The sequence below is a fragment of the Nonomuraea sp. WAC 01424 genome, from assembly GCF_003947315.1.
In the GTDB taxonomy this organism is placed as follows: domain Bacteria; phylum Actinomycetota; class Actinomycetes; order Streptosporangiales; family Streptosporangiaceae; genus Nonomuraea; species Nonomuraea spiralis.
In genome coordinates, this window is the sequence record NZ_QHHZ01000025.1 from 47,713 (window position 1) to 74,003 (window position 26,291).

General features: G+C 71.8%; 28 protein-coding genes. 18 read left to right on the forward strand and 10 right to left on the reverse strand.

The features are described 5' to 3' along the window. Positions 1–60: 60 nt before the first annotated feature. The 5 genes from DMB42_RS47445 (at position 61) to DMB42_RS47465 (ending at position 6,347) form a co-directional block, all read left to right on the forward strand. Positions 61–1,128 carry an LLM class flavin-dependent oxidoreductase gene (locus DMB42_RS47445; protein WP_125647063.1) on the forward strand — a complete coding sequence of 356 codons (1,068 nt, stop codon included), beginning with the start codon at positions 61–63 and terminating at the stop codon, positions 1,126–1,128. Continuing rightward, positions 1,125–2,192: a hypothetical protein gene (locus DMB42_RS47450; protein ID WP_125647066.1), complete on the forward strand. Its 1,068-nt coding sequence runs from the start codon at positions 1,125–1,127 to the stop codon at positions 2,190–2,192. Before DMB42_RS47445 ends, DMB42_RS47450 begins: the two co-directional genes overlap by 4 nt. Positions 2,193–2,208: 16 nt before the next feature. Continuing rightward, the gene (locus DMB42_RS47455) at positions 2,209–3,726 is read left to right on the forward strand and encodes an AMP-binding protein (RefSeq protein ID WP_260478360.1); all 1,518 of its coding nucleotides are present in this window, start codon (positions 2,209–2,211) and stop codon (positions 3,724–3,726) included. Between the two features lie 183 nt (positions 3,727–3,909). Next, positions 3,910–5,232 (forward strand): FAD-dependent oxidoreductase, encoded by a 1,323-nt coding sequence (locus DMB42_RS47460; protein ID WP_260478361.1) that lies wholly within the window; start codon positions 3,910–3,912, stop codon positions 5,230–5,232. Positions 5,233–5,240: 8 nt separating this feature from the next. Further along, positions 5,241–6,347: a DUF6986 family protein gene (locus DMB42_RS47465; RefSeq protein WP_260478362.1), complete on the forward strand. Its 1,107-nt coding sequence runs from the start codon at positions 5,241–5,243 to the stop codon at positions 6,345–6,347. Between the two features lie 16 nt (positions 6,348–6,363). On the opposite strand, the gene DMB42_RS47470 is transcribed toward DMB42_RS47465, so the two are convergent. The 5 genes from DMB42_RS47470 to DMB42_RS47490 all read right to left on the reverse strand — a co-directional run bounded on the left by DMB42_RS47470 (position 6,364) and on the right by DMB42_RS47490 (position 11,250). Next, positions 6,364–7,044, reverse strand: a complete 681-nt coding sequence (locus DMB42_RS47470) for a copper homeostasis protein CutC (RefSeq protein ID WP_125647072.1) — start codon at positions 7,042–7,044, stop codon at positions 6,364–6,366. A 206-nt stretch (positions 7,045–7,250) separates the two neighbouring features. Next, entirely contained in the window at positions 7,251–7,853 is a 603-nt protein-coding gene (locus DMB42_RS47475; RefSeq protein WP_125647075.1) for a GNAT family N-acetyltransferase, read from the reverse strand. A 199-nt stretch (positions 7,854–8,052) separates the two neighbouring features. After that, positions 8,053–8,805, reverse strand: coding sequence for a GntR family transcriptional regulator (locus DMB42_RS47480; RefSeq protein ID WP_185845243.1), 753 nt, complete (start codon positions 8,803–8,805; stop codon positions 8,053–8,055). Between the two features lie 837 nt (positions 8,806–9,642). After that, positions 9,643–10,086 carry a Zn-ribbon domain-containing OB-fold protein gene (locus DMB42_RS47485; RefSeq protein ID WP_125647078.1) on the reverse strand — a complete coding sequence of 148 codons (444 nt, stop codon included), beginning with the start codon at positions 10,084–10,086 and terminating at the stop codon, positions 9,643–9,645. Positions 10,087–10,089: 3 nt separating this feature from the next. Continuing rightward, positions 10,090–11,250: a thiolase C-terminal domain-containing protein gene (locus tag DMB42_RS47490; protein ID WP_125647385.1), complete on the reverse strand. Its 1,161-nt coding sequence runs from the start codon at positions 11,248–11,250 to the stop codon at positions 10,090–10,092. A gap of 281 nt (positions 11,251–11,531) precedes the next feature. On the opposite strand from DMB42_RS47490, the gene DMB42_RS47495 reads away from it, so the two are divergent. From DMB42_RS47495 to DMB42_RS47520, 6 genes are all read left to right on the forward strand, one after another. Next, entirely contained in the window at positions 11,532–12,053 is a 522-nt protein-coding gene (locus DMB42_RS47495) for a flavin reductase family protein (RefSeq protein WP_125647388.1), read from the forward strand. Further along, on the forward strand, positions 12,040–13,161 hold the full coding sequence (locus tag DMB42_RS47500) for an acyl-CoA dehydrogenase family protein (RefSeq protein ID WP_125647081.1): 1,122 nt from the start codon (positions 12,040–12,042) through the stop codon (positions 13,159–13,161). Before DMB42_RS47495 ends, DMB42_RS47500 begins: the two co-directional genes overlap by 14 nt. Positions 13,162–13,172: 11 nt before the next feature. After that, positions 13,173–13,946 (forward strand): SDR family oxidoreductase, encoded by a 774-nt coding sequence (locus DMB42_RS47505; protein ID WP_125647084.1) that lies wholly within the window; start codon positions 13,173–13,175, stop codon positions 13,944–13,946. A gap of 63 nt (positions 13,947–14,009) precedes the next feature. Beyond that, entirely contained in the window at positions 14,010–15,305 is a 1,296-nt protein-coding gene (locus tag DMB42_RS47510) for a DUF2252 domain-containing protein (protein ID WP_125647087.1), read from the forward strand. Positions 15,306–15,333: 28 nt separating this feature from the next. Then, complete coding sequence (locus DMB42_RS47515) at positions 15,334–16,539, forward strand: RimK family alpha-L-glutamate ligase (RefSeq protein WP_221762687.1); 1,206 nt, start codon at positions 15,334–15,336, stop codon at positions 16,537–16,539. Positions 16,540–16,573: 34 nt separating this feature from the next. Then, a complete protein-coding gene (locus DMB42_RS47520; protein WP_229824899.1) occupies positions 16,574–17,320 on the forward strand; it encodes an SDR family oxidoreductase in 747 nt (248 codons plus the stop codon). On the opposite strand, the gene DMB42_RS47525 is transcribed toward DMB42_RS47520, so the two are convergent. From DMB42_RS47525 to DMB42_RS47535, 3 genes are all read right to left on the reverse strand, one after another. After that, positions 17,321–18,118 carry a RimK family alpha-L-glutamate ligase gene (locus DMB42_RS47525; protein WP_260478363.1) on the reverse strand — a complete coding sequence of 266 codons (798 nt, stop codon included), beginning with the start codon at positions 18,116–18,118 and terminating at the stop codon, positions 17,321–17,323. A 109-nt stretch (positions 18,119–18,227) separates the two neighbouring features. Beyond that, the gene (locus tag DMB42_RS47530) at positions 18,228–18,485 is read right to left on the reverse strand and encodes a hypothetical protein (protein WP_125647094.1); all 258 of its coding nucleotides are present in this window, start codon (positions 18,483–18,485) and stop codon (positions 18,228–18,230) included. A gap of 31 nt (positions 18,486–18,516) precedes the next feature. Continuing rightward, the gene (locus DMB42_RS47535; protein ID WP_125647097.1) at positions 18,517–18,774 is read right to left on the reverse strand and encodes a hypothetical protein; all 258 of its coding nucleotides are present in this window, start codon (positions 18,772–18,774) and stop codon (positions 18,517–18,519) included. A 217-nt stretch (positions 18,775–18,991) separates the two neighbouring features. On the opposite strand from DMB42_RS47535, the gene DMB42_RS47540 reads away from it, so the two are divergent. Genes DMB42_RS47540 through DMB42_RS47550 form a run of 3 tightly spaced genes read left to right on the forward strand, consistent with a single transcriptional unit; the run spans position 18,992 to position 21,244 of the window. Then, positions 18,992–19,648: an NIPSNAP family protein gene (locus tag DMB42_RS47540; protein WP_125647100.1), complete on the forward strand. Its 657-nt coding sequence runs from the start codon at positions 18,992–18,994 to the stop codon at positions 19,646–19,648. A 46-nt stretch (positions 19,649–19,694) separates the two neighbouring features. After that, positions 19,695–20,183, forward strand: coding sequence for a SigE family RNA polymerase sigma factor (locus DMB42_RS47545; RefSeq protein ID WP_125647103.1), 489 nt, complete (start codon positions 19,695–19,697; stop codon positions 20,181–20,183). Continuing rightward, positions 20,180–21,244, forward strand: coding sequence for a hypothetical protein (locus tag DMB42_RS47550; RefSeq protein WP_125647105.1), 1,065 nt, complete (start codon positions 20,180–20,182; stop codon positions 21,242–21,244). The genes DMB42_RS47545 and DMB42_RS47550 overlap by 4 nt, the downstream gene beginning before the upstream one ends. 16 nt (positions 21,245–21,260) lie before the next feature. Here the strand turns inward: DMB42_RS47550 and DMB42_RS47555 are convergent, their stop codons facing one another. Together DMB42_RS47555 and DMB42_RS47560 are read right to left on the reverse strand one after the other, a co-directional pair. Further along, positions 21,261–22,169, reverse strand: coding sequence for an SDR family oxidoreductase (locus tag DMB42_RS47555; RefSeq protein ID WP_396986047.1), 909 nt, complete (start codon positions 22,167–22,169; stop codon positions 21,261–21,263). A gap of 30 nt (positions 22,170–22,199) precedes the next feature. Next, positions 22,200–22,928, reverse strand: a complete 729-nt coding sequence (locus tag DMB42_RS47560) for an SDR family oxidoreductase (RefSeq protein ID WP_125647111.1) — start codon at positions 22,926–22,928, stop codon at positions 22,200–22,202. 46 nt (positions 22,929–22,974) lie between these two features. On the opposite strand from DMB42_RS47560, the gene DMB42_RS47565 reads away from it, so the two are divergent. The 4 genes from DMB42_RS47565 to DMB42_RS47580 are packed head-to-tail and all read left to right on the forward strand — an operon-like array spanning position 22,975 to position 26,291. Continuing rightward, entirely contained in the window at positions 22,975–23,703 is a 729-nt protein-coding gene (locus tag DMB42_RS47565) for an enoyl-CoA hydratase family protein (RefSeq protein ID WP_125647114.1), read from the forward strand. Further along, a complete protein-coding gene (locus DMB42_RS47570; protein WP_125647117.1) occupies positions 23,700–24,476 on the forward strand; it encodes a CoA transferase subunit A in 777 nt (258 codons plus the stop codon). The genes DMB42_RS47565 and DMB42_RS47570 overlap by 4 nt, the downstream gene beginning before the upstream one ends. Beyond that, positions 24,463–25,272 (forward strand): CoA-transferase subunit beta, encoded by an 810-nt coding sequence (locus DMB42_RS47575; protein WP_125647120.1) that lies wholly within the window; start codon positions 24,463–24,465, stop codon positions 25,270–25,272. The genes DMB42_RS47570 and DMB42_RS47575 overlap by 14 nt, the downstream gene beginning before the upstream one ends. After that, positions 25,269–26,291, forward strand: a complete 1,023-nt coding sequence (locus DMB42_RS47580; protein WP_125647123.1) for a nitronate monooxygenase family protein — start codon at positions 25,269–25,271, stop codon at positions 26,289–26,291. Before DMB42_RS47575 ends, DMB42_RS47580 begins: the two co-directional genes overlap by 4 nt.

Genomic DNA, 26,291 nt, shown 5'->3' on the forward strand with positions numbered 1-26,291 from the left:
TTCGGCCCTGATAGTCTCTACCAAGCGAGCGCTTGGTTCACTACTTTCGCCGGAGGCGCGATGACGTCCCTACGGATCAGCCTGGGGTATGAACTGGAGGTCCGCGGCCGCACCCGCGAGGTCGAGCGACAGGCGTTCGAGAACGTGATCGAGCAGGTCGTCCTCGGCGATCGGCTGGGGTTCGACACGGCCTGGTTCGTCGAGCACCACTTCACCAGGGGTTTCTCCCACTCCTCCGCCCCCGATCTGGTCCTCGCGGCCATCTCGCAGCGCACCGGGCGCATCCACCTCGGGCTCGGCGTGGTGCTGCTGCCGTTCCAGTCGCCCATCCGCACCGCCGAGCGTGTCGCCACGCTCGACGTGCTGAGCGGCGGCCGCGTCGAGTTCGGCACGGGACGCGGCGCCTCCCCTCTGGAGTACCAGGCGTTCCAGCGGCCGTTCGAGAAGTCGCGGCAGATCTGGGAGGACTCGCTGGAGGCCACCCTGGCCATCTGGAACGCCGACGGCGAGCCGGTCAGCAGGTCGAACGAGTTCTTCGAGATCCCCGACGTGGCCGTCTACCCGCGGCCGGCCCAGCGGCCGCATCCGCCCGTATGGGTGGCCTCGACCTCGCTGGAGGGCTACCTGGCCGCCGCCCGGCACGGCTACAACCTGCTGGGCATGACGATGCTCAAGGGCATCGACGACGTCGCCGCCGACATCGCCCGGTACCGGGAATGCCTGGCCGAGAACGGCTTCGACCCCGACTCCCGGCGCGTGGCCCTGATGATCCCCTGGTTCGCCGCCCCCACCCGCGACGAGGCCAACGCCACCGCCGCCGACGCCGTCCTGTGGTACATCCGCCGCCAGGTCAACCTGGTCACCCCGCCCGACTACTACGACGCCCGCCACGCCACCCACCGCGTACTCGGCCAGCTGGCCGCCGGGATGCCGCCGGAGGAGGCCATGGCCACGCTGCGCGAGCACCTGATGGTCGTGGTGGACGACGTGGAGGGCTCGCGCAAGGCCCTGGCCAGGATCGCCGAGGCGGGCGCCACGGACCTGATCATCCAGGCGCAGGTCGGCGGGCTGGCCCACGAGAAGGTGTGCGAGTCGATGACCCTGTTCATGAACGAGGTGGCCCGTTGACGGCCGCCCGCTGGCTGACCCGCGACGACCTGGCCGCGGCCGGACGTTCCGCCGGAGGGCTCCTGCTCGTGGCGCCCGACGTGTCCAGCGTGTTCCCGATGGGCCCCGAGGACGTCGCCGCCGCGACCGGGCTCACCGGGGCGGCGCTGCGCGCGGCCGGCGTCGGCGGGCACGACCGGGTCGTGGTGGCGCTCGCCGAGCCGGCGGGCGCGCTGTGGGCCGCCGCCGCGGCGGACGTGGCCGGGGCCGCCGCCGCGGTCGGGCCGCGCGGCCGCCTGCGCCTGCACCACGCGCTGACCGCGCTCGGCGCGACCACGCTGGTCAGCACCCCGACGGGCGCGATGGACCTGCTGGCCCGCCTGCACCTGGAGTTCCTGCTCGACCCGCTCGACCTCGGGCTCGACCACATCGTCCTGACCGGCGAGATCGCCTCCAAGCGCACGATGGGACACCTCGCCGGCGAGTTCGGCTGCGCTGTCACGGAGGTGCTCGCCAGCCCGTTCGGCGGCGGCGCCCTCGCCTACAGGACCGCCGAGGACGCGCCGCTCACCCCGCTCGCGGACGGCGTGCTGGGGCTGGCCTCGCTGACCAAGGACGACCTGGCCGACCCGGCCGATCCGGCGGCCGAGCTGGTCATCACGCCGTCCGGGCACTCGACGCTGGGCGACGCCGTGCTCAGGACCGGCCTGGTGGCCAGGCCCGGCGGGTCCGGCATCCCCGCGCCCGCGCACACGGTCGGCGACCACGTGCTGGTCAGGGGCGTGTGGCTGGCGTTGCCGCGGATCGAGAAGGCGCTGTCGAAGATCGACGGCGTGACCGGCTGGGAGTTGTCGATCACCCGCCAGGGCACTCTGGACGCCGCCGCGCTGACCGTGTCGTTCGGCCGGGAGAGCCTGGTCAGGAACCCCATGTGGCGGTCGCGCATCGAGCAGGCGATACGGGCGCTGACCCCGGTCTCGATCGACGTGGGGGTCGCCCAGGACGTCCTGGAGACCCCCTCACCCGGCACCGTGGACGACCGGCGCGGCCACCACCTCGGCCGGGACAGGGCCCTCGTCACCTAGCGCGACGGAGTAGCCGATGGCATCGATGCCCGACTGGGGAACCCTCTCCCGCATGCTGCGCGACCAGGCCGAACGCCACCCCGACGCCACGGCGGTCGTCGAGGGCGGCGCCCGGGTCACGATGTCGGAGCTGCGGTCGCGGGCCGCCGAGGTCGCCCGGGGGCTGATCGCCCTCGGCGTCGAGCCCGGCGACCGGGTGGCGATCTGGGGCTCGAACTCGGCATCCTGGGTACGGCACGCGCTCGGTGTCTGGGACGCCGGCGCCGTCCTCGTGCCGCTGTCGGCCCGGTACAAGGGCATCGAGGCGGCCCAGCTGATCGCCAGGACCGGGGTGAAGGTCGTGATCGTCGGCGATCCGCCGCTCGCCGGCCTGCTCCCGCCCCTGGACGACGGCGTCACCGTACGCGCGGCCGGCGGCCTGGACCCGGCCGGGGTCACCGTACGGGCGGGCGAGGAACGGGCGCTCGCCGTCGGGCCGGACGACCTGTGCGAGATCATGTCCACGTCCGGCACCACGGGGACGCCCAAGGGCGTGATGCTCGACCACGCCCAGGTCCTGCGCGGCTACTGGGACTGGTCGGAGATCGTCACGCTGGACGAGCACGACCGCTATCCGGTGATCGCGCCGTTCAACCACGGGTTCGGGCTGAACGCCGGGCTCGTCGCCTGCCTGATGCGCCGGGCCACGATGGTGCCGATCCCGGTCTTCTCCCCGGACGCCCTGATGTCGCTGATCTCCACCGAGAAGGTGACGATCCTGGCCGGGCCGCCCACCCTGTTCGCCCGGATCCTGGACGAGCTGGACCGCGCCGACCGGGACGTCTCCTCGCTGCGGGTGGCCATCTGCGGCGCCGCCTCCGTACCGGCCGCGCTGATCACCCGGCTGGCCGAACGGGTCGGCCTGGAACGGATGATCAACGCGTACGGGCTGATGGAGGGCACGGTGGTCTCCATGACCAGGGCCGGCGACCCCATCGAGGTGATCGCGAACACCACCGGCAGGGCCGTGCCGGGCATCGAGGTCAAGATCGTGGCCGACGACGGCAAGGAGGTCGCGCCCGGCCTGCGCGGCGAGATCCTGCAACGCGGCTACGGCGTGATGCGCGGCTACTGGGACGAGCCCGCCAGGACCGCCGAGGTGGTCGACGCCGACGGCTGGCTGCACACCGGCGACGTCGGCGTGCTGGACGAGGCGGGCAACCTCGCCATCGTGGACAGGAAGAAGGAGCTCTACATCGTCAACGGCTTCAACGTCTCCCCCGCCGAGGTCGAGTCGCTCCTGCTGCGCGAGGGCTCGCTGGCCCAGGCCGCGGTGGTCGGCGTGCCCGACGCCGTCTCCGGGGAGTCGGGGGTGGCGTACGTGGTCCCCCGGCCGGGCGCGCGGGTCACCGCCGGGACGCTGCTCTCCTGGGCGAAGGCCAACATGTCCAACTACAAGGTGCCCAAACGGGTAGAAGTGGTCGAGGCGCTGCCCGTCAACGTCAACGGCAAGATCGACAAGCTGGCCCTGCGTACCCGGGCGGCGACCGGATAAGGGGTTCCGGCGTGTTCAGGGGCTGTCAGGGGCGCCCTCGTGAGCGAGAATCGCGAGCGGACGGTATTCGCGGAAGACGGGTTCATCCGCGAGGGCGACCGGGGATACATCGATGACACGGGCCGGTTGCACCTCTTGGGACGCGTACTCCGCGTCGCACCTTCACCGGCATGAGGAGGCAGCGTGGCGTTGCACGTGGCGGTCATCGGGTCGGGCCCCGCCGGGATCTACACGGCCGAGGCGCTGGTCAAACAGTCGGTCGAGCCCGTCCAGGTCGACGTGCTCGAACGGCTGCCCACGCCGTACGGGCTGGTCAGGTACGGGGTGGCGCCCGACCACACGTCGATCAAGTCGATCGCGAACTACCTGCGCAGGGTCCTGGAGCTGCCCCAGGTGCGGTTCCTCGGCGGCGTCACCCTGGGCGACCACCTCTCCGTCGAGGACCTGCTGCGGGTCTACGACGCGGTCGTCTACTGCACCGGCGCGATGGTCGACCGGCGGCTCGGCATCCCCGGCGAGGACCTGCCGGGCAGCGTCGCGGCGACCGACTTCGTCAACTGGTACTGCGGCCATCCCGACGTCGATCCCGGCCGCTTCACCCTCGACAGCTCGGAGGTCGCGGTGATCGGCGTCGGCAACGTGGCCGTCGACGTCGTGCGCGTGCTGGCCAAGACCGCCGAGGAGCTGCGGCACACCGACGTGCCCCACGACGTGCTGGAACGCCTGGGCCAGAGCCAGGTCAAGGCCATCCACATGGTCGGGCGGCGCGGGCCCGAGCACGCCAAGTTCACCCTGAAGGAGCTGCGCGAGCTGGGTGAGCTGGCCAACGCCGACGTATGCGTGCGCCCGGACGAGTCGGCCGTACTCGGCGCCGACTTCCCGCGCCAGGTCCAGGGCAACATCAAGGTCCTGCAGTCGTGGGCCGGTCGCGAGCCCGTCGGCCGCCCGCGCCGCCTCGACGTGCGCTTCTGGTTGCGGCCGGTGGAGATCCTGGGCGCCGAGCGGGTCGAGGGTCTGCGGCTGGAACGTACGCGCCTGTCGGAGGAGGGCCGCGTCGTCGGCACCGGCGAGTACGAGACGCTGCCCGTCGGCATGGTGCTGCGCTCGGTCGGCTACCAGAGCGTCCCGCTGCCGGGGGTGCCGTTCTCCGAGCGGACCATGACCGTGCCCAACGAGGCCGGCCGGGTGCGCCCGCGCGAGTACGTGGCGGGCTGGCTCAAGCGCGGCCCGACCGGCGTCATCGGCACCAACAAGTCCGACGCCGCCGAGACGGTCCGCACGCTGCTGGCCGACCTGGACGGGGAGGCCCTGGAGGGCGGCGAGCGCGTGTCGCGGCCGTCCGTCGAGTCGCTGCTGGCCGAGCGGGGCGTGCGGCCGGTGACGTACGGCGACTGGCTGGCCATCGAGCGGGCCGAGAGCGAGCTGGCCACGTCGCTCGGCCGCGGCGAACGCGTCAAGCTGGTCGGCGTCGACACCATGCTCCGCGCCTGCGCCCACCGGGAATGAGCCCGTACGTGAACGACGAGACCGTGCCCGGCTTCGCCGAGGTCCACGCGGCCCAGCAGGCCCGCTACCCCATGACCGAGCCGGACCGGCAGCCCGTCCACACCGTCTACGTGCCCGCCGACCGGTTCTCCGCCTCGACCGTCGCCGAGTGGGGCGGGCAGGCGTCCTCCCTGGCCAAGGCCCATCTGGAGGCGTTCGCGCCCGGCGTGCACGAGCGGGTGCTCGCCAAGCTGGCCCGCGAGCCGATCGAGGACCTGCGGATCGACTTCGAGGACGGCTACGGCGTGCGCCCGTACGAGGAGGAGGACGGCCACGCCGGACGGGCGGCGCGGGCCGTGGCCGACCTGCACGCCGCCGGGACCCTGCCGCGCCGGTGGGGGCTACGGGTGAAGTCGTTCGCCGACGGCGACCCCGGACGTTCGGTGCGCACGCTCGGCGCTTTCCTGACCGGGGTGCTCGACCACGCCGGCGAGCTGCCCGCCGGGTTCACGGTGACCTTCCCGAAGGTGCTGATGGAGGAATACCTCGGCATGTTCGCGGGGGTGCTCGAACGGCTGGAGGCGCGGCTCGGCCTGCCGCGGCTGCGCTTCGAGATGCAGGTGGAGGCCCCGCAGACGCTGCACTTCCTGCGGGCCGAGCTGGCCGGGGCGTTCGGCGGACGGCTGTCCGCGGCGCACTTCGGCGTGTTCGACTACACCGCCGCCATCGGCCTGCCGCCGCACGAGCAGCGGCTCGACCATCCGGCCTGCGACCACGCCAGGCACGTGATGCAGACGGCGTTCGCGGGCACGGGCGTGGAGCTGTCCGACGGCTCGCTGGCCGCCGCGCCCGCCTCCGACCGGGCCGAGGACGTACACGCCCTGTGGGGCCGGCACGCCCGGCTGGTCGGCCACTCCCTGGCCCATGGCTTCTACCAGGGCTGGGACATGCATCCCGCCCACCTGGTGAGCAGGTTCGCCACCGTCCACGCCTTCCACCTGGCCCGCTACGACTCCTACCGCGAGCGCGTACGGGCCTGGGAGGAGCGGCGGGCGGCCGGGGAGGGCGTCATGGACGAGCCGGCCACCATCCGGACGCTGGCGGCCGCCCTCCGCCGCGCCGACGCGGCCCTGTGATCCGTTCCTGCGGGGATCAGTCGCGCTCGACCAGGGAACGCCACTGCCGGACCAGCCGCCAGTCGACCGGGTCCGACCAGGTCGGCCGTACGGCCGAGCCCACGTGGAAGGCGCGGATGCCGTAGTCGAGCAGGTCCGGCACGTGGACGGGCTTGAGGCCGCCGCCGGCCAGGACGATCGAGCCGTCGCCCGCCTCGGCGCGGGACTTCAGCGTCGGCATCCCGGCGCCGACGCCCTGCGGGGAGCCGGAGGTGAGCACGGTGGCCAGGTTGGGCAGCAGCCGCACGGCCCGCCAGGACGCCTGTACGTCGGCCGCGTGGTCGACGGCGCGGTGGAAGGTCCACGGGAGCGGTGAGACGGCGTGGATGAGCGCCTCGGTGGCCGCCAGATCGACCACGCCCGCGCCGTCCAGGAAGCCGAAGACGAACCCGGCCGCGCCCGCCTGGGCGAGCTCCTTGGCGTCGCGGCGCAGCCGGTCCAGGATGTCGGGGCCGGCGGTGAAGTTCGCCTCGCAGCGCAACATCACCATCTGGGGCAGAGGGCACTCCGCGGCGATCGCGGCGACCGTCTCCGGTGCGGGGGTGAGCCCGTCGGCCGCCATGTCGGCGACGACCTCAAGGCGGTCGGCGCCGCCCTGCTCGGCGGCAACGGCGTCGCGCACGTTGAGCGCGATCACCTCAAGGAGGGATCCGGTCATGGAGGAGAGGTTATATGGTGCTCTGTCCTTTTGCGCCGGAAACGCACACGCCCTCGGCGCCCCGAGGCCGCGCGTTGCGGTACGATCTTGGACCACCCGACTGACTGAAAGCTCGGTGCCCGCGGTGAACTGCCGCCTGTCGTGAGGCGGCATGACCGCCGGCCGGACCCGGCTCCGCTCGGGCCGGATCCGGCCAGAGGGGTTCGCTAGGCGCTGATCAGCTCCGCGACCGTGAGGTCACGGAAGGCCGTCGTGGACAGATCGCGCGACGGCCGCTGGAACAGGGCCCCGGACGAGCGGTGCGGCAGGTCCACGGTACGGACGTGCCGGAAGCCGCGGGTGCGGTAGTAGTCCTGCAGCCGCGGGTTGGCCTTGGCGCAGTCGAGCCGGAGCCAGGGCAGCCCGGAGGCGTGGGCCGCGGTGCAGGCCCAGTCGAGGAGCGCGTCGCCGAGTCCGCTGCCGGACCAGGGCCGGGCCACGGCCAGCTTGTGGACGTAGAGCGCGGCGCCCGGGTTGTCGGCGGGCGTCCAGAACTCGGGGTCGGCGTTGTCGTCGAGGGCGATCGTGGCCACGGGCGGGGCCTGGACGTCGGGGTCGAGATAGCGGAGCTCGTCGTCGAGCAGGTACAGGACCCGCTCCTCGATGAGCGGCTCGATCCGCTCGGGGCCGAATCCCTGCCGCGGCCACTGCCGCACTCCCTGCGTGTAGAGCCACTCGGCGGTGTCCGCGAGAAGCCTGAGTACGCCGGGAAGGTCCGCGGCCTCCGCGCGCCGGAGTGCGAGCGGGTGAAGGAGGGTGTTTGTGTGCATAATACAGCCCTTCGATGCGTAGGGTGCCCATGCCAACACTCAGCGTGATGACGCAATGTCGCGCAGGGGCGTAATGGGTCCTCAACCCGATATATATGGATAAATGGCGATTTAGGGGAGTATGCACGACTCCCCTAGGCCAGCGAGGCGGCTTTCTCGCTGCGCCCGGCCGGCGGGATCACCCCTTCAACCGAGCCCGTCAGCGGCGACGATCGAGCTCGTATCTGATCAGATGTTTGTCGGCGGGCAGCACCGACACAGCGACACGCACTGGCATGTCGGCCCCGTCGTATCCGACTCGGACGTACACCATGACTGGTGTGCCGAGTTCAAGCTGGAGACGCTCGGCCTCCTCCTGGTTGGGCATGCGGGCCCAGATGTCGTCCACGACGCGTATCTGCGCATGGCCCAGTTCTTCCAGAACCCGGTTCGCCCCTCGCGCGATGTCTCCGGGCCTGGCGATCTCGGAATCGGCGACCAGATCACGGGGAAAGTAGGAGTCGTTGGTGTTGTACGGCTGGCCGTCCACGAACCGCAGGCGGCGACGTACGACCGCCAGCTCTCCATCCGCCAACTCCAGCCTGCTGGCGATCTCCTCGACGGGAGAAACCGTCAGAACTTCAATGTACTGGCTCGGAGCCCGGCCTTCCTGCGCAACGGCGTAGGCGAAGGCCTCCTTCAGTTCCCCGGTGGGTTGCGGCTCCAGCTCGCGCTGCGGGTAGATCAGCAGCGGTCTGCGGTCCCGGACCACCGTTCCGCGCCGCGGCGTGCGCGTGACCAGCCCCTCGTTCACGAGTTCCCCGAGGGCCAGCCTGACGGTGTTCCTGCTCACCCCGTGGTCTTCCATGAGCTGTGCCTCGGTCGGCAGCTGCGCCCCGGGGCCGAGAACACCCGAGTAGATGGCTCGACGCAACTCCGAAGCCACCTGCTGATACAGCACCGACCTTGCCACTTTCACCCCTTTTGTTCCAACAATTTAGACGATCTGGTTCTAGCAGGCCACAACCCCTTGACCGAAGCCCCTCGACCGGCCCATCATCCATTCGTTGGTACAAATCCATCTAAAGGCCGGTGAGGGGGTGGAGGCCAATGTCGCCGGTCCGCACGGACACGCCGTTCCTGCCCTGGCGGGACCCTCGCGAAGCAACACGTTTACTGCGTTACGTGTTGCCTTGCCGGCGGTCCACCCACACGTATCAGAGCAGTGGCGGTGGAATGCCCGTGCTCTCGGTGTCGACTGAACTGACCGTGTGGTGCAAAGACGGATCCTTTGTCTGGAACGAGGAGGGTGGCGCCCCCGTCACGCACCCCATTGATGACCCTGTCGGTTCAGCCCGACGCATCGCCGCACGTCGCCGGCGGCACGTGCCTTCGCACACCCCCACCGACTCCGTGCGCGAACCCGCGGCCTAGGACTCCATCCCTCGCCGGAGTCCTGGCGTCGCCGCTCACGGGGCAGGAAGCGCGTCCTGGCGGGTCCCCCACGCCCGCCAGGACGCGTCTTCCTCCGAGGGACCTGCTCGCCGCCGCCGTACCGCCCCCGCCGCCGGAGGACTGCGCGCCGTCCGGCTCCGGCCCGGACCCACGGCAGGAGTCAGCGGCCGTGACGCCGGGGTCACGTCTGTCGCCGAGTCACTGCCGCACACGTCTGCCGTCAAGTCCGGGTCGCCTCCAGTGTTGACGCCTCAGCTTCATCATCAACCCTCGCGGCCCAACCTGGGGGCACCTTCCGGAATGGTGGGACTGGTGGGAATTACCGGTACCAATCCACTGCCCGGATGAAGATCGATCAGCGGGAGGATGTGCGCTCGGGCGAATGGACATCCAGATCACCGCTCAGGGGCTCCCAGTCGAGCAGGGTCAGCCGGTCGTCGATCCGGGTGCGGACCCCTCGTACACGCTGGCCGGGCTCGGGCTCGGGGGCCGCGCCGCGCCAGTTCCCGGGCAGCAGGCAGCCGGGGACCGCGTCCAGCCGCACCATCACGACGACGTACGGCTCCCGCGCGCCCGGCAGGAACGGCTGGTGGTTGACGATCCAGCTCTCGACCACGCCCTCGGCCGGCACCGGCGTCCAGCGCCAGGACTCGCCCCGGCAGGACGGGCAGAAGGCCCGCGCCGGGAAGCGCGCGGTCCCGCAGTTGTCGCAGTGCTGCACCGCGAACCCCTCCCCAGCCAGGCGCTCCCACCACTCGGCGGAGTCTCGGTCGGGCTCGGGACGGGGACCGTGGGCCATGGGTCACGACCTTCTGAGGATCAGGGCGGAGGTAGCGGGCAGGATGTAGCCGGGCTGGGCGGTCGAGAGCGCCACCTCGGCGCCGGGCACCTGCCGCTCCCCCGCCTCGCCCCTGAGCTGGGCGACCGCCTCGGCGATGTGGTTGACGCCGTGCACGTACCCCTCGGACAGGAAACCTCCGTGGGTGTTCACGGGCAGCTCGCCGTCCATGGCCGTGGCCCCCGACTCCACGTACGGGCCGCCCTCGCCCTTGGCGCAGAAGCCGTAGTCCTCCAGCTGCACGATGACCGAGTACGTGAAGCAGTCGTAGATCTCGGCCACGTCCACGTCGCGGGGGCCGAGGCCGGCCTGGGCGTACAGGCGCTGGGCCAGGGCGGCGGCCGCGGTCACGGTGGGGTCGGCGGGAGCCGTGCCGGACAGGTGGGACGTGCCGCCGCCCCAGGCCGCCGCCGAGATCAGGACGGGGTGACGGCGCAGGTCGCGGGCGCGTTCGGCGGTGGTGACGACGACCGCGCAGGCGCCGTCGGTCTCCAGGCAGCAGTCGAGCAGGCGGAAGGGCTCGGCGATCCACCTGGCGGCCAGGTAGTCGTCCAGCGTGATCGGGGTACGCATGAGCGCCCGCGGGTTCTTCGCCGCGTTGGCGCGCTGGGTGACCGCCAACCGGCCGAAGTGCTCCTCCTTGGTGCCGTACCTGAGCATGTGGGCGCGGGCGTACATGGCGTACTGCTGCGGCGGGGCGACGTAACCGTACGGGGCCTGGTACTGGACCTCCGGGCTGACCGGGACGCCGCGTCCGGTGCCGCCCATGCGGAACTCGGAGCGGGCGTTTATCGCGCGGTAGCAGACGACGGTCTCGGCCATCCCCGTGGCCACGGCCAGGGCGGCCTGGCCGACGACGGCGTGCGAGACGCTGCCGCCGCCGAACTGGTCCAGGTGCCAGGCCAGGTCGGGCAGGCCCAGGGCGGGGGCCACCAGGGAGGGCGGTGCCGAGTCGCCGACGCGGTGGGTGGCCAGGCCGTCCACGGCGTCCGGGGGGAGGCCGGCGTCGTCCAGGGCGGCCAGGACGGCTCGGCAGGCCAGGGTGAGGGTGCTGACGCCCGAGTTCTTGGTGAAGGGGGTGTAGCCGACTCCCGCGATGGCGGTCACGTCCCGAAAATCAAGCAAGCGCTTGGGCACGTACGTCACGCTAGGCCCTCGCTTTCCCCAAGTCAATCGCCGTACGAACCCGCCCCGGGCCGTCGCGCGGCGATACCCCTAAGCACGTACGGGTTGACACGGTTTTCGAAATGGACCTACTGTCCAAGCAAGCGCTTGGTATGATGGGCGCAGTCGGTGACGAGGAGGCGGACCCCATGAGCACACACGCTGCCCGGCTCATCGCGCCGGACGGCTGTCGCGGCCTTCCGACGCCCCTTCAGCGCAGCAGGACTCGCAACGGAGCCACCATGCCGACCGGCCCCTCACAGCCCAGCGGGAACGGCCACCTCGACAGCCGCCGGTTCCGCCAGGTCCTCGGCCGGTTCGCGACCGGCGTCGTGGCGATCACCGCCCTCGACCCGGCGAACGACCAGCCCTGCGGCCTGGCGGCCAACTCCTTCACCTCGGTCTCGCTCGACCCCCCGCTGGTGGCCTTCTGCGTCGCCCACACCAGCACGAGCTGGCCCCGGGTGCGCGGCGCGAAGGTCGTCACGGTGAACGTGCTGGCCGAGCATCAGCGATCGGTCTGCGCGCAGATGGCGGCCAAGGGCGGCGACAAGTTCGCCGGGCTGAGCTGGACCGGCTCCCCCGGCGGCAACCCGGTGCTGGAAGGCGCGCTGGCCTGGCTCGACTGCGTGGTCCCGGCCGCGCACCCGGCGGGCGACCACGTGATCATCGTGGCCCGCGTGCTGCAGCTCGACACGCACGCCGACGGCGGCCCGCTGGTGTTCTTCCAGGGCGGCTACGGGGGCTTTGTTGAGCCTGCGTGAGCAGGCCCGCGCCTGGCTGGAGGAGAACCTGTCCGGCGCGTACGCGCAGGCCCGCGGCCTCGGCGGCCCCGGCAGGGAGCACGAGGGGCACGACCTGCGCCTGGCCTGGGAACGCCACCTCGGCAAGGCGGGCTGGACCTGCCTGAGCTGGCCCGAACGGTACGGCGGCCGCGCCGCCTCCCTCGACGACCAGGTCGCCTTCTACGAGGAGTACGCCAGAGCCGCCGCCCCGGCCAGGGTCGGCCTCATCGGCGAGGGCCTGATCGGCCCGACCATCCTGGAGTTCGGCACCGACGAGCAGAAGGAGCGTTTCCTCCCCCCGATCCAGCGCGGCGAGGAACTGTGGTGCCAGGGCTACTCCGAGCCCGAGGCCGGTTCCGACCTGGCGAACGTCCAGACCAGGGCGCGGCTGGAGGGCGGCGAATGGGTGATCACCGGGCAGAAGGTGTGGACGTCGCTGGCCCACCTCGCCGACTGGTGTTTCGTCCTGTGCCGTACCGAGGAGGGCTCGCAGCGGCATCGCGGGTTGTCGTACCTGCTGGTGCCCATGCGGCAGCCGGGCGTCACCGTACGTCCGATCCGGCAGCTCACCGGCACCTCCGAGTTCAACGAGGTGTTCTTCGACGGCGCGCGCACGGCCGCCGGCGCCCTGCTCGGGGCGCCCGGCGACGGCTGGCGGGTGGCCATGGCCACGCTGGGCCACGAGCGCGGCGCCTCCACGCTCGGCCAGCAGATCGGGTTCCGGCGGGAGCTGGCCGAGGTGATCGCGACCGCCCGGCGTACCGGGGCGGCGCAGGATCCCGTGCTGCGCGACCGGCTCGTCCGGTCGTGGCTGGAGCTGGAGATCATGCGGCTGAACGCCCTGCGGATGTTGCGCCCGGACCCGGGCCCGGAGGTGTCGATCGCCAAGCTCTACTGGTCGGAGTGGCACCAGCGGCTCGGCGAGCTGGCCCAGGAGGTGCAGGGAAAGGCCGGACTGGTGGCGGACGGCGGCCTGAACGACCTGCAGCGCTTGTATTTGTTCAGCCGGGCGGACACGATCTATGCCGGGTCCAGTGAGATCCAGCGGAACATCATCGCCGAGCGCACTCTGGGACTTCCCCGCTGATTGGAGCACGGATGGCACCGCCCTATCCGAGGTCGCACGGTCTGCTCGACGGCAAGGTCACGCTGGTGACCGCCGCGGCGGGCGCGGGCATCGGCTACGCCACGGCCAGGCGCTGCGCCGAGGAGGGGGCGACGATCGTCCTGTCCGACCGGCACGAGCACCGTCTGGCCGAAGCGGCCGACGCCCTGACGGAGCTGACCGGCGTCAAGCCGCTGGCGGTGCCGTGCGACGTGACGTCGGAGCCGCAGGTGCTGGCGCTGTTCGACGCGGTGGTGGAGGCGCACGGCCGGCTCGACGTGGTGGTCAACAACGCCGGCCTCGGCGGTACGGCCCCGCTGGCCGAGATGACCGACGAGCAGTGGCACGCGGTCCTCGACGTCACCCTCAACGGCACCATGCGCTGCACCAGGGCCGCGGTCCGGCACATGATCGGCCAGGGCTCCGGCGTGATCGTGAACAACGCCTCGGTGGTCGGCTGGCGGGCCCAGCGCGGGCAGGCGCACTACGCGGCGGCCAAGGCCGGGGTGATGGCGTTGACGAGGTGCGTCGCGCTGGAGGTCGCCGAGCACGGCGTACGGGTGAACGCGGTCGCGCCGTCACTCGCCGTGCATCCGTTCCTGGCGAAGGTGACGAGCGAGGAGCTGCTCGCGGAGCTGGCCGCCAAGGAGGCGTTCGGGCGGTCGGCCGAGCCGTGGGAGGTGGCCAACGTGATCGTCTTCCTGGCGAGTGACTACTCTTCGTACATGACGGGGGAAACCGTGTCGGTCTCCTCGCAACATCCCTGACCTGGCCCTGTCAGGGGAAGTTCGGGGTAGGCGAGCGGGTCGGCGGGGCGCTACGGTCCGCGTATGGGCACACGCTCCTCCTTCCTGCTCGACGTCCTGATCACCGAGTTCGGCGAGTCGATCAAGCGGGACCCGGCCGCCTTCCGGCGCAAGTTCCGCAAGATGGCGGCCTCCCCCTTCGCCTTCTACCGGGGCAGCGCCAGCCTGTTCTACGCCGACCTCACGGGCGACTTCGCCGACGAGTCCTACCTCGACGAGCCCACCGGCCGGGTGTGGATCCACGGCGACCTGCACGCGGAGAACTTCGGCACGTACATGAACGCCTCCGGGGTGCTGGTCTTCAACGTCAACGACTTCGACGAGGCCTACGTCGGCCCCTACGTCTGGGACCTCAAGCGTTTCGCCGCCAGCGTGGCGCTGATCGGCTACGCCAAGGCGCTGTCGGACGAGACGATCGGCGTGCTGGTGGGCGAGTTCGCGCGGGCGTACCTGGCCGAGCTGCACGGCATCGCGACCGGCGGCGACGAGGCCATCGGCTCGCTCACGCTGGACACCACCGGCGGCGTGCTGCACCGGGTGCTGCAGACGGCGCGGCTCAGCACGCGCGTGGCGATGCTCGACGTGGAGACCGTGATCGACGACTACGAGCGGCGCTTCGCCATGATGGACGGGCGCGAGGAGGTCGACGCGGCGACCAGGCAGGCCGTGCTCGCCGCGTTCGAGGACTACCTGGGGACGCTGCCCACGCCGTCCAACCCGGTCGAGCACGTGGTCAAGGACGTGGCGCTGCGCAAGGGCGTGGGGATCGGGTCGGCGGGGCTGCCGTCGTACAACCTGCTGCTGGAGGGGCGTTCGCAGGCGCTGGAGAACGACGTCATCCTCTACATGAAGCAGGCCCAGGCGCCGGCCGTGGCCCGCTACGTCGCCAACGAGAAGGCGGCCTCCTACTTCCTGCACCAGGGCCACCGCACGGCGGAGTCGCAGCGGGCGCTCCAGGCGTACGCCGATCCCTGGCTCGGCTACACGACGCTCGGCGGGGTGGGCCAGCTCGTGGCCGAGGTGTCGCCGTACTCGGCCGACCTCGCCTGGGACGACGTCAACGAGCCCGACGAGCTGCGGTCCATCGTGCGCGACCTCGGGCGGGCGGTGGCGCGCATGCACTCCGTGGCCGACGACGAGTCCAGCCACGACCTGGTGGACTTCTCGACGGAGGAGGCCATCGTCGCGGTCATCGACGGCGATCAGGCCGGATTCGTCGGCATGTTGGTGGATTTCGCCCACCGTTATGGGGCACAGGCTCGGGAAGACCATCAACGGTTCGTCGACCTGTTCAGGAACGGTCGCCTGCCCGGCGTGTGAGCCCTCGCGGCGGCCGCGGAGGAGCATCGTGCGTCATCTCATTGGGCTGCTGCTGGGGACCGAGGAGGACTGGCCGGCGGCGTTCGAGACCGTGTTACGCCGGTTGGGGCCGATCAAGGGGGTGGGCGGGTTCGACGTCGAGCGCATCACGATCGAGCCGTTCGACCTGCGCGCCAGGCCACGCCACGAGCTGGTGATCGACCGGCTGGCGTACTGGTACTACCACCCCCGCGAGTGGCTCAAGAAGATCGCCATGATGGACGACGTCTACCTGCTGAACAGCCCGTTCACGTTCCAGTCCATGGAGAAGCACGCGGCCTACTGCGCGATGATGCGGCTGGGCCTGAAGGTGCCGGAGACGGTGCTGGTGCCGTACAAGAACCCGGTGGACAACGCCCGCTACGCCTACACCTCCGAGCGTTACAACCGGGCCTTCGACCTCGACGCGGTCGCCGAGGGCATCGGCTACCCCCTGTTCATGAAGCCGTACGACGGCGGGGCCTGGCGGGGCGTCTCCCGGGTACGCGACCGCGACGAGCTGCACCGCGCCTACGACCAGAGCGGCGAGATGCTCATGCACCTCCAGCAGTCCGTCGAGGGGTACGACGCCTTCGCCAGGTCGTTGTCGATCGGCGCGGAGACCATGGTCATGCGCTTCCGCCCCGACGAGCCGATGCACGACCGGTACGCCGTGGACCACGAGTTCCTCTCGCCGTCCGTGGGCGAGGAGGTCGTCACCGTCGGACGGCTGGTGAACGCGTTCTTCCGCTGGGAGTTCAACTCCTGCGAGACCCTGGTCAAGGGCACGGACGTGCACCCGATCGACTACGCCAACGCCTGCCCCGACGTGGCGCTGATCAGCTTGCACTACTACTTCCCCTGGGCGATCAAGGCGCTGGTGAAGTGGAGCGTGTTCTGCGTGGTCACCCGCCGCCGTCCGCGCATAGACCTGGAGACGCACGACTACTTCGCCGTCACCGGCGACTACGGCGAGCGGCTGGCCCAGTACCGCAAGCTGGCCGACCGGTACTTCGAGGTCGACCGGTACGAGGAGTTCTGCCGCACCCACCTGGGACACATCGACGAGGTCGTCCAGGAGTGGGTCGCCGGGCCGGACTTCGACCGGCTGCTGGTGGGGACGGTGGCGGCGACGTACCCGGCCGCTGAGCGCGAGCGGTTCACCGAGCACTTCCGCGGGCTGCTGCGGCTGTGGGTGAAGGACCAGAACTGCTAGTAACCGACCAGTCGGTATGGCATGCTTCCGGAACATGACTCTGTTCTCGGTGGAAGGCAAGACGGTCGTCGTCACCGGAGGTTCGCGCGGCATCGGCCGCATGATCGCCGCCGGGTTCGTGGAGGCGGGCGCGACCGTCGTCATCTCGGCGCGCAAGACGGCGGAGGTCGAGAAGACCGCCGCCGAGCTCGGGTGCTCGGCCGTGCAGGCCGACCTGTCCACGCGGGAGGGGGTCGACACGCTGGTCTCGGCCGTCGGCGGCCCGCTGCACGTGCTGGTCAACAACGCCGGGGCGACCTGGGGCGCACCCCTGGAGGAGTATCCGGAGCACGCCTTCGACAAGCTCTGGGACATCAACGTCAAGGGCGTGTTCTACCTGACCCAGAAGTTCCTGCCGCACCTGCGGGAGGCGGCCGGCGCCGACGACCCGGCCCGGGTGATCAACGTCGGCTCGATCGACGGCATCAGGGTGCCCGCCCTGGAGAGCTACGCCTACTCCTCCACCAAGGCCGCGGTGCACATGCTGACCCGGCACCTGGCCAGGCAACTGGCCAAGGAGCACATCACGGTCAACGCCATCGCCCCCGGCCCGTTCGAGTCGAAGATGATGGCGTTCGCCCTGGACGACCCCGCCACCCGCGCGGCCATCGCCTCGAACGTGCCCCTCGGCCGGATCGGCCGGCCCGACGACATGGCGGGCGCGGCCATCTTCCTGGCCTCGCGGGCGGGGGCCTACCTGACGGGCACGGTCATCCCGGTGGACGGCGGGATCTCCTGCTGATCAGAGCAGCTCGGTCAGGGCCCTGGCCAGGTTCGCCGCGGCGTCCGGCGCGTAACGCAGGAACAGGTACGGCTCGGTCAGCTCCAGCTCGATGACCACCGGCGTGCCGTCGGACAGCCGGACCAGGTCGATCCTGGCGTAGAGAAGGGCGTGGGGAATGGCTGCGAGCACCTTCTCGGCCAGGTCGACCTGGTCCGGGGCCGGGGTGCGGAGCTCGGCCCGCGCGTTGTGGTCGAAGGTCGCGCCCGGCGAGAGCATCGGATGGCGCCGGACGGCGTGGCTGAAGCGGCGGTTGAAGTACAGCAGGGAGGTCTCGCCCTCCGACTCCACCATGTCGAGGTAGGGCTGCACCATCGGCTGCCGCCCCGCGGACTGGAGCGCGGCGGCCAGTTCGCCGGCCTTGTCGCGGTCGGTGGTCCTGGTCGTGTCGCGGGCCCCGGCGGAGATCGCGGGCTTGACGACGTATTCCGGCCAGTCGGGCAGGTCGTGGGCGGACCAGTGTGTCGGCACGGTCGGCACGCCCAGGTCCCTGAGGTAGGTCTTGTCGGTGTTGCTCTCGAGGACGGCGACCGGGTTGAGCAGGCGGGTGACGGACTCCACGCCGCGCGCCCAGGTCAGGAACTCCTCGCGCCGGTCGATGTAGTCCCACACCGATCGCACGACCACGGCGTCGTAGGCGCTCCAGTCGGCCGCGGGGTCGTCCCAGCGGACGGCGCGACCCTCGATGCCGTTCGCCTGCCAGTGGGAGAGCGCGAGGTCGCGCTCGTCGTCCTGGCCGGTCGCGTCGTCAAACGTCACATATGCACATTTAGCCACGCAGGGATGTTAATACGGGGCGAGTTACGCCTTTCCGACCAGGCCCGAACGGGGGCGCCCTCTCCGCGCCGGAGGGCGCCCCCGGGTCCGGCTAGGAGTCGACGCTGGTGTAGGCGTGGCTGCCGTCGGTGGCGGTCACGGCGTTGCCGTTGACGTTGTTGACGCTCGTGGTGTCGCTGCCGCTCACGTTGACGTTCACGACGTTGCCGAAGTTGTTGCCCGACTGGGAGGTGTCGTGGTTGGAGCTGGAGTTGCCCGCGTTGGTGTCGGCGTAGGCGGGGGCGGACAGCAGCGTGAGAGCGGCCGCGGCGGCGACGGCGCCGGTGGTCACGCAGAGCTTCTTCATCATTCGATGTCCCTTCCTTGGAGCTGTACGGGCGTCAGTAGAAGATGTAGGTCACCGCGATGCCGCCGTCGGTGGCGGTGGTCGCGATGCCGTTGGTGTTGTTGACGTTGGCCGAGTCCCAGCCACTCCGAATGGCCGAAGTGACGTCGCCGAAGTTGTTTCCGGCCTGGGACGAGTCGCTGTTGCTGCTCCAGTTGTCGAGCCAGGTGTCAGCGTGAGCGGGAACGGCCATGAGTGCGGCGCCGGCGACCGCTGCCAGCACGGCACCTGCGGCGCACAGCTTTTTGATCACTTCTGCTCCTTCACCGGTGAGGAAGCCCTTCGGGACGGCGGGAGCCAGGGCCCTGGGCACGCCGCCGCCCCCTTTTTGACCTTCTGTGACCCATTGGGACCAAGGTCAATGCGACTATATAACTCTGTGTTGCCCGTCGGTAGCGAAGAGTGATCAGAACATTGTTCGAGCCATACGCTGACATGAGATGGCAGCGACCCGGCCCTAGGGTCCAGACATGATCTACGAGCTGCGGCGGTACACCCTTCACCCCGGACGGCGGGACACGCTGATCACGCTGTTCGAGCGCGAGTTCGTCGAGCCGCAGGAGGCGGCCGGCATGCGGGTCGCCGGCACCTTCCGCGACCCCGGCGCGCCCGACACCTTCACCTGGCTGCGCTCCTTCCCGGACATGGAGACCCGGCGTACGGCACTGGAGTCCTTCTACGACGGCCCGGTCTGGCGGGCCCACCGCGACGCCGCCAACGCCACGATGATCGACTCCGACGACGTGCTCCTGCTGCGCCCGGCGGCCGGGCCGCCACTCCCCTCCTGGGACCGGCCGCCCGTCGGCGCCGCCGAACCCCCCGCCGCCCTGTACGTCGCGACGATCTGCCACGTCGAGGACGGCTTCGCCGAATTCTTCGCCCGGCAGGTCGCACCGGCGCTGGCCGAGGCCGGGGCGCCGCCGGTCGGCCGGCTGGAGAGCGAGCACGCCGAGAACACCTTCCCCCGCCTGCCCGTACGCACGGGTGAGACGGTGTTCGTGTGGTTCACCCGTTTCGCCCGGCCCGAGGACGAGCGCGAGGTGGACCTGTCCCTGCTGGAGGCCCGGCTCACCGCCCCGCCGGTGCGCCTCCGCCTGCGTCCCACCGCCCGGTCGTCGATGCGCTGAGGCGTTCTTTCCAACCTCCGGGGCCGCCGCGGAGTTGATTCTCTACATGGACCGCTACGAGGGGTTCCATGAGTTCGTCCGGAGCCGCCAGCAGTCGCTGATGCGGACCGCGTACCTGCTCACCGGGGACCCCCATCTCGCCGAGGACCTGTTGCAGACGGTCCTGACCCGTGTCGCCGCGCACTGGGGCAAGCTCGCCAAGGGCGGCAACCCCGAGGCGTACGCCCGCCGGGCCCTGGTCAACCAGACCATCTCCTGGCGCAGGCGCCGGCGGCCCGAGCTGCCCGCCGCCGAACTGCCGGAGACCGGCGGGCACGCCCACGACGAGGCCACCGTACGCCGCCTGGCCCTGCTCGGCGCGCTGGCCCGGCTCACGCCCAAGCAGCGGGCGGTGATCGTGCTGCGCTTCTACGAGGACCGCACCGAGCACGAGACCGCGCGGCTCATGGGCGTCTCGCTCGGCACGGTCAAGAGCCAGACCCACTACGCGCTGTCCAAGCTGCGCGCGCTCACCCCCGTGGAGGTGTACCGATGAAGTCGTTGAGCGAGGACCTGCACGCGCTGGCGGAGCAGGCGCCCGACGTCGACCTGGGGGCGCGGGCCGTCCGCGGCGCCCGGCGCAGGCGGGCGACCCGGCTGGCGGTGGCGGCCGCGGCGGCGGTCTGCGTGATCGCGGGCGGCGGCGCGACGTTCCTGTGGCAGGAACGGGCTCCCGCGCTCGTGCTCCCCCCGCCGGAGACCACCGTGCTCCCGCTGCCCGCGAAGGGCGTCGCGCCGGTCGAGCAGTTCTACCGGGCGATCTGCCGGGACACCGGGCCCACGTGCGCCTGGCGGCTGGTGACCCGGGACGGGGCCACGTACGAGCTGGCCGACGGACCGCGGGACGGGCCCGTCGAGGCGACGCCCGACGGGCGCAGGATCGCCTACTACAGCCCGGGACGGCACGCGGTCGTCGTCCGCGACCTGGCCGGCGGCCAGGTGTGGACGTCGCCGCTCAAGCAGCAGGAACGGGAGTTCGACAGCGAGTTCGCGCTGCGGCTCGCACCCGGCGGCCTGCGCTTCGCCGTGTCGGGCCGGACGTCGAACAAGCTGGTGGACCTCAAGCGCGGCACGGCGACCGACCTGCCCAAGGGGTGGTGGCCGGTGAGCGTGTCGGACGGGACCGGCCCCGTCGTGATGGCCAAGTCGTCGGACGACACCACCTCGGTACGGGTGCTCGGCCACGACCCCGTCGCGGTCACGCCGTCCACCTACGACTTCAGCGCCCTGGCCCCGGACGGGCGCACGATGGCCCGGGTGAACGCGACCCTCGACCGCGACCGTACGCCCATGGTGCAGAAGGACGGCACGCTCGTCGTCTTCGACGTCCTGGGAGGCGTCGAGCGCCGGATCCGGCCGTCGGGGCTGGCCGCCGGGCTGCTGCCGGCCAAGCTCGGCGGCTGGTTGTCGGCGCGGGAGGTGACGATGATGACCGTTTCCGGCGACGCCCGCCAGGACGCCGTCGTGTACGCCGTGGACGTGGTCTCGTCGCGGGCCAGGGAGCTGTTCACGCTCAGGGACGACAGGCAGTTCTCCGTCCCCGGCCTGGTCCGCTAGCGCGCCGGGGAGCGGGTCAGGGGGCCGCGCCGTAGACGGGCTCGGGGGCGGGCGCGGCCTCCAGGAGCCCGCCGGCGGCCGCGCCCACCTCCCCAGGGGACCAGCGGGCGCCGCGGTCCGCGCCGGGGCCGTGGCGCCAGCCGGTGGCCAGGGAGATCGTGCCGCCCTCGACCTCGAACACCCGGCCCGTCACGTGCCCGGAGTGCGCCGAGCCGAGCCAGACGACGAGGGGGGCGATGTTCGCCGGGTCCATGGGGTCGAAGCCGGACTCCGGCCTGGCCATGGTCGCGGCGAACACCTCCTCGGTCATCCGGGTGCGGGCGGCCGGGGCGATGGCGTTGACCGTGACGCCGTAGCGGGCCAGCTCGGCGGCGGCGACCTGGGTGAGCGCGGCGATCCCGGCCTTGGCCGCCGAGTAGCCGGCCTGGCCGACGCTGCCGAGCAGGCCGGCGCCCGACGAGGTGTTGATCACCCGGCCCGACACCTCCTCGCCCGCCTTCGTCCGCTCCCGCCAGTGGGCCGCCGCGTGCCGCAGCGGCAGGAAGTGGCCCTTGAGGTGGACGCGGATCACGTCGTCCCAGTCCTGCTCGGTCATCGAGACCAGCATGCGGTCGCGCAGGAAGCCGGCGTTGTTCACCAGCGTGTCCAGCCGGCCGTACGCGCTGACGGCGGTCTTGACCAGCCGGGCGGCGCCCGCCCAGTCGGACACGTCGTCGCAGTTGGCCACCGCCTGCCCGCCGAGCGCCTCGATCTCCGCGACGACCTCCTGGGCGGGGCGGGGGGCCGCGCCGCCGCCGTCGCGGGAGGTGCCGAGGTCGTTCACCACCACGCGGGCGCCCTGTCTGGCGAACTCCAGGGCGTGCTGTCTGCCGATGCCGCGTCCGGCGCCCGTCACGATCACCACGCGGCCGGTGCAAATACCCACGAGACCTCCCAAGGGGATCATGAACAGATATCAGGAAATATCGTCGGAAGCTAGGAATTGCCAGGCGGGGATCTCGCCGCCGCCGTCCACCCGTACCTCGGCGCCGGTCACGTAGCCGGGGGCGGCCAGCCACAGGCAGGCCGCGGCCACGTCGGCGGGGGTCGCGGGGCGGCCGGCGGGAATGGTCGCGTCCGCCCGCCCGTGGCCGGTGTACCGCTCGGCCGCCGTGGTGCCGGCCAGGCCGACGACGACCGAGTTGACCCTGACCTCGGGGGCCCACTCGGCGGCCAGGCAGCGGGCCAGGTGATGCAGGCCCGCCTTGGCGGCGCCGTACGCGGACGTGCCCGGCGAGGGACGGGCCCCGCTGACGCTGCCGATCATCACGATCGCGCCCCGGGCGGCGGCCAGCAGCGGGTGGGCGGCCTGGGACACCAGCAGGGGGGCGGTCAGGTTCAGCTCGATGACGCGGGCGTGCAGGCGCGGCGAGGTGCCCGAGACGGGAGCGGGCGGTGAGCCCCCGGCGTTGTTGACCACCACGTCGAGCCGGTCGAAGCCGGCCATCAGCCGTTCGACGTCCGCCGGCACGCGCACGTCGGCCTGGACGAAGCGCAGGCCGTCCAGGGGGCCCGGGTCCGTCCTGGCGCAGACCGTCACCTCGGCGCCGGCGGCGCGGAAGGCCCCGGCGATGCCCGCGCCGATCCCCTGGGTGCCGCCCGTCACCAGCACGGACCTGCCCGCGTAGTCGTAAGAGACCGTCACGGGTGCTACCGTACCAAGCAAGCGTTAGGTGCGACCAGGGAGCGCGATGGGGATCACACTGCGGGACGGGCCGGTCGCCGAGGTCGTGGTGGACATGCCGCCGGTGAACGCGTTGACCGTCCGGGGCTGGGCGGAGCTGGCGGCGGCGGTACGGGCGGCCGGGCGCGACCCCGCGACCAGGGTGGTGGTGCTGCGCGCCGAGGGTCGCGGGTTCAACGCCGGCGTGGACATCAAGGAGATGCGGGCCGACCCCGGGCACACCGCGCTGGTCGGGGCGAACCGGCAGTGTTTCGAGGCGTTCGCCGCCGTCTACGAGTGCGAGGTGCCGGTGATCGCCGCGGTGCACGGCCACTGCCTGGGCGGCGGGGTCGGCCTGGCGGGCAACGCGGACGTGGTGGTGGCCAGCGAGGACGCCTACTTCGGGCTCCCCGAGGTGGACCGCGGGGCGTTGGGCGCGGCCACGCACCTGGCCCGGCTGGTGCCCCAGCACCTCATGCGGGCGATGGTCTACACGTGCAGGAACGTCACGGCGGCCGAGCTGCACGCGTTCGGATCGGTGCTGGCGGTGGTGCCGCGCGACAAGCTGCGGAAGGCGGCGATGGAGGTGGCCGGGCAGATCGCGGCCAAGGACCCGTACGTGATCCGCCGCGCCAAGGAGTCGCTGAACGGCATCGACCCCGTGGACGTCAGGCGCAGCTACCGCTTCGAGCAGGGCTTCACCTTCGAGCTGAACCTCATGGGCATGGGCGACGAGCACAGGGAGCGGTTCCGATGAGCAAGGTGATGTCCGTCGAGGAGGTCGCGGCCTCGGTGAAGAGCGGGATGACGGTCGGGATCGGCGGCTGGGGCTCGCGGCGCAAGCCCATGGCCCTGGTGGGCGGCCTGCTGCGGTCCCCCGTACGGGACCTGACGATCGTCTCCTACGGCGGCCCGGACGTCGGCATGTTGTGCGCGGCGGGGAAGGTGCGCAAGGTCGTGGCGCCGTTCGTGACGCTCGACTCCATCCCCCTCGAACCGCACTTCCGGGCGGCCCGGCAGGCGGGCGAGATCGAGTTCGCCGAGTACGACGAGGGCATGTTCATGTTCGGGCTGCTGGCGGCGGCGCACCGGCTGCCGTTCCTGCCGACGCGGGCGGGGCTGGGGTCCGGCGTGCTGCGGGTCAACCCGGACCTGCGTACGGTGCGCTCGCCGTACGGGGACGGGGAGGAGCTGGTCGCGGTGCCGGCCCTGACCATGGACGTGGCGCTGGTGCACCTGAACCGGGCCGACGCCCGCGGGAACGCCCAGTACCTGGGCCCCGACCCGTACTTCGACGACCTGTACGCCAAGGCGGCCGGGCGCTGCTACGTGTCGTGCGAGCGGCTGGTGGACACCGCCGACCTGCTCAAGGAGGGGCCGGTGCAGTCGCTGCTGATCAGCAGGTCGATGGTGGCCGGCGTGGTCGAGGCGCCCGGCGGGGCGGGGTTCACCTCGTGCGAGCCGGACTACGGGCGCGACGAGGAACGGCAACGGCGTTACGCGGAGGGCGGCCTCGATGAGCAGCACTGAGGTGGGCGGGACTGAGGTGGGCGGCACTGAGGTGGGCGGCACTGAGGTGGGCGGCACTGAGGTGGGCGGCACTGAGGTGAGCAGGGCCGATGTGTGCGTGCTGGCGTGTGCGGAGGCGTTCAGGGGGGACGGGGAGATCCTGGCGGCCGGGATCGGCGGCGCGGTCACGGTGCTGGCCGAGCTGCTGGCGCGGCTGACGTTCGAGCCCGATCTGCTCACCCACGACGGCGTCTGCCTGCTCACCGGCGACGTGCCCGCGCTGGGGGCCGCGCCCGGGGTGGTGGAGGGCTGGCTGCCGTTCCGCGAGCACCTGTGGCTGGTGCTGAACGGCCGCCGGCACGTCATGCTGGGGGCCAGCCAGATCGACCGGCACGGCAACAGCAACATCTCCTGCATCGGCGACTGGGCGCGGCCCAAGGCGCAGCTTCTCGGGGTGCGCGGCGCGCCGGGGAACACGCGGTGCGACCCCACGAGCTACTGGATCCCGCGGCACTCGCGGCGGGTCTTCGTGCCCGAGGTGGACATGGTGAGCGGGCTCGGCACCGACCGCGGCGCGTACGACTTGCGGCGGGTGGTGACGAACCTGGCGGTGCTCGACTTCGCCACGGACGACGGCTCGATGCGCCTGGTGTCCACGCATCCTGGCGTGAGCGTGGCCGACGTGGTCGCGGCCACCGGATTCGACCTCGTCATCCCGCCGGATGTGCCCACGACGCGGGAGCCGGACGCCGGGGAGCTGGCCGTACTGGAGCGCCTCGATCCGGGTCGCGCGCGCGAGCGCGAGGTGGCCGCGTGAGGACCGCCCTGACCGAGCTCACCGGCTGCCGCCATCCGATCGTCCAGACGGGCATGGGGTACGTCGCGGGCGCCCGGCTGGCCGCTGCTGTCTCGGCGGCGGGCGGGCTGGGCGTGATCGGGGCGGCCACCATGTCGGTGCCCGAGATGACGGCGGCCATCAGGCGGGTCAAGGAGCGCACGCAGGCGCCGTTCGGGGTCAACATCCGTTCGGACGCCGACGACGCGGCCGAGCGGGTGGAGGTGCTGATCAGGGAGGGCGTGCGGGTGGCGTCGTTCGCCCAGGCGCCGCGGCGGGAGCTGATCGGCCGGCTCAAGGACGCGGGGGTGGTGACCGTACCGTCGGTGGGGGCGCGCCGGCACGCCGAGAAGGTGGCCGCGTGGGGTGTGGACGCGGTGATCGTGCAGGGTGGCGAGGGCGGCGGGCACACCGGCCCGCTGGCCACCACCTTGCTGTTGCCGCAGGTGGTGGACGCGGTGGACATTCCGGTGATCGCGGCGGGCGGCTTCTTCGACGGGCGTGGGCTGGTGGCCGCGCTGGCCTACGGCGCGTGCGGGATCGCCATGGGCACCCGCTTCCTGCTGACCCGCGACTCCCCGGTGCCCGGCCAGGTCAAGGACGTCTACCTGGCGGCCCGCGAGACGGTCGTGACGACCAGGGTGGACGGCGTGCCGCACCGCGTGCTCAGCACGCCGTTCGTGGCCTCGCTCGAACGGTCGCGGCTGCTGCGCGCGGTGCTGAACGGCGCCCGGTTCAAGCGGCTGTCCGGCCTGTCATGGGGCGCGATGGTCCGCGAGGGACGCCGGATGCGGCGCGGCCGGGAGCTGACCTGGGCGCAGGTGCTCCAGGCGGCCAATACGCCGGTGCTGCTCAGGGCGGCGATGGTGGACGGGCGGCCGGACCTCGGGGTGATGGCCGCCGGTCAGGCCGTGGGCGTGATCGGCGACCTGCCCTCGTGCGCGGAGCTGATCGACCGGGTGCTGGCCGAGGCCGAGGACGTGCTCAAGCGCCTGGCCTGA

Coding starts and splice junctions, on each gene's coding strand:
- DMB42_RS47445 (WP_125647063.1), top strand. CDS start 61: ATGACGTCCCTACGGATCAGCCTGGGGTATGAACTGGAGGTCCGCGGC.
- DMB42_RS47455 (WP_260478360.1), top strand. CDS start 2,209: ATGGCATCGATGCCCGACTGGGGAACCCTCTCCCGCATGCTGCGCGAC.
- DMB42_RS47470 (WP_125647072.1), bottom strand. CDS start 7,044: ATGACCGGATCCCTCCTTGAGGTGATCGCGCTCAACGTGCGCGACGCC.
- DMB42_RS47475 (WP_125647075.1), bottom strand. CDS start 7,853: ATGCACACAAACACCCTCCTTCACCCGCTCGCACTCCGGCGCGCGGAG.
- DMB42_RS47485 (WP_125647078.1), bottom strand. CDS start 10,086: ATGGCCCACGGTCCCCGTCCCGAGCCCGACCGAGACTCCGCCGAGTGG.
- DMB42_RS47495 (WP_125647388.1), top strand. CDS start 11,532: ATGCCGACCGGCCCCTCACAGCCCAGCGGGAACGGCCACCTCGACAGC.
- DMB42_RS47505 (WP_125647084.1), top strand. CDS start 13,173: ATGGCACCGCCCTATCCGAGGTCGCACGGTCTGCTCGACGGCAAGGTC.
- DMB42_RS47510 (WP_125647087.1), top strand. CDS start 14,010: ATGGGCACACGCTCCTCCTTCCTGCTCGACGTCCTGATCACCGAGTTC.
- DMB42_RS47520 (WP_229824899.1), top strand. CDS start 16,574: ATGACTCTGTTCTCGGTGGAAGGCAAGACGGTCGTCGTCACCGGAGGT.
- DMB42_RS47530 (WP_125647094.1), bottom strand. CDS start 18,485: ATGATGAAGAAGCTCTGCGTGACCACCGGCGCCGTCGCCGCCGCGGCC.
- DMB42_RS47540 (WP_125647100.1), top strand. CDS start 18,992: ATGATCTACGAGCTGCGGCGGTACACCCTTCACCCCGGACGGCGGGAC.
- DMB42_RS47545 (WP_125647103.1), top strand. CDS start 19,695: ATGGACCGCTACGAGGGGTTCCATGAGTTCGTCCGGAGCCGCCAGCAG.
- DMB42_RS47550 (WP_125647105.1), top strand. CDS start 20,180: ATGAAGTCGTTGAGCGAGGACCTGCACGCGCTGGCGGAGCAGGCGCCC.
- DMB42_RS47565 (WP_125647114.1), top strand. CDS start 22,975: ATGGGGATCACACTGCGGGACGGGCCGGTCGCCGAGGTCGTGGTGGAC.
- DMB42_RS47570 (WP_125647117.1), top strand. CDS start 23,700: ATGAGCAAGGTGATGTCCGTCGAGGAGGTCGCGGCCTCGGTGAAGAGC.
- DMB42_RS47575 (WP_125647120.1), top strand. CDS start 24,463: ATGAGCAGCACTGAGGTGGGCGGGACTGAGGTGGGCGGCACTGAGGTG.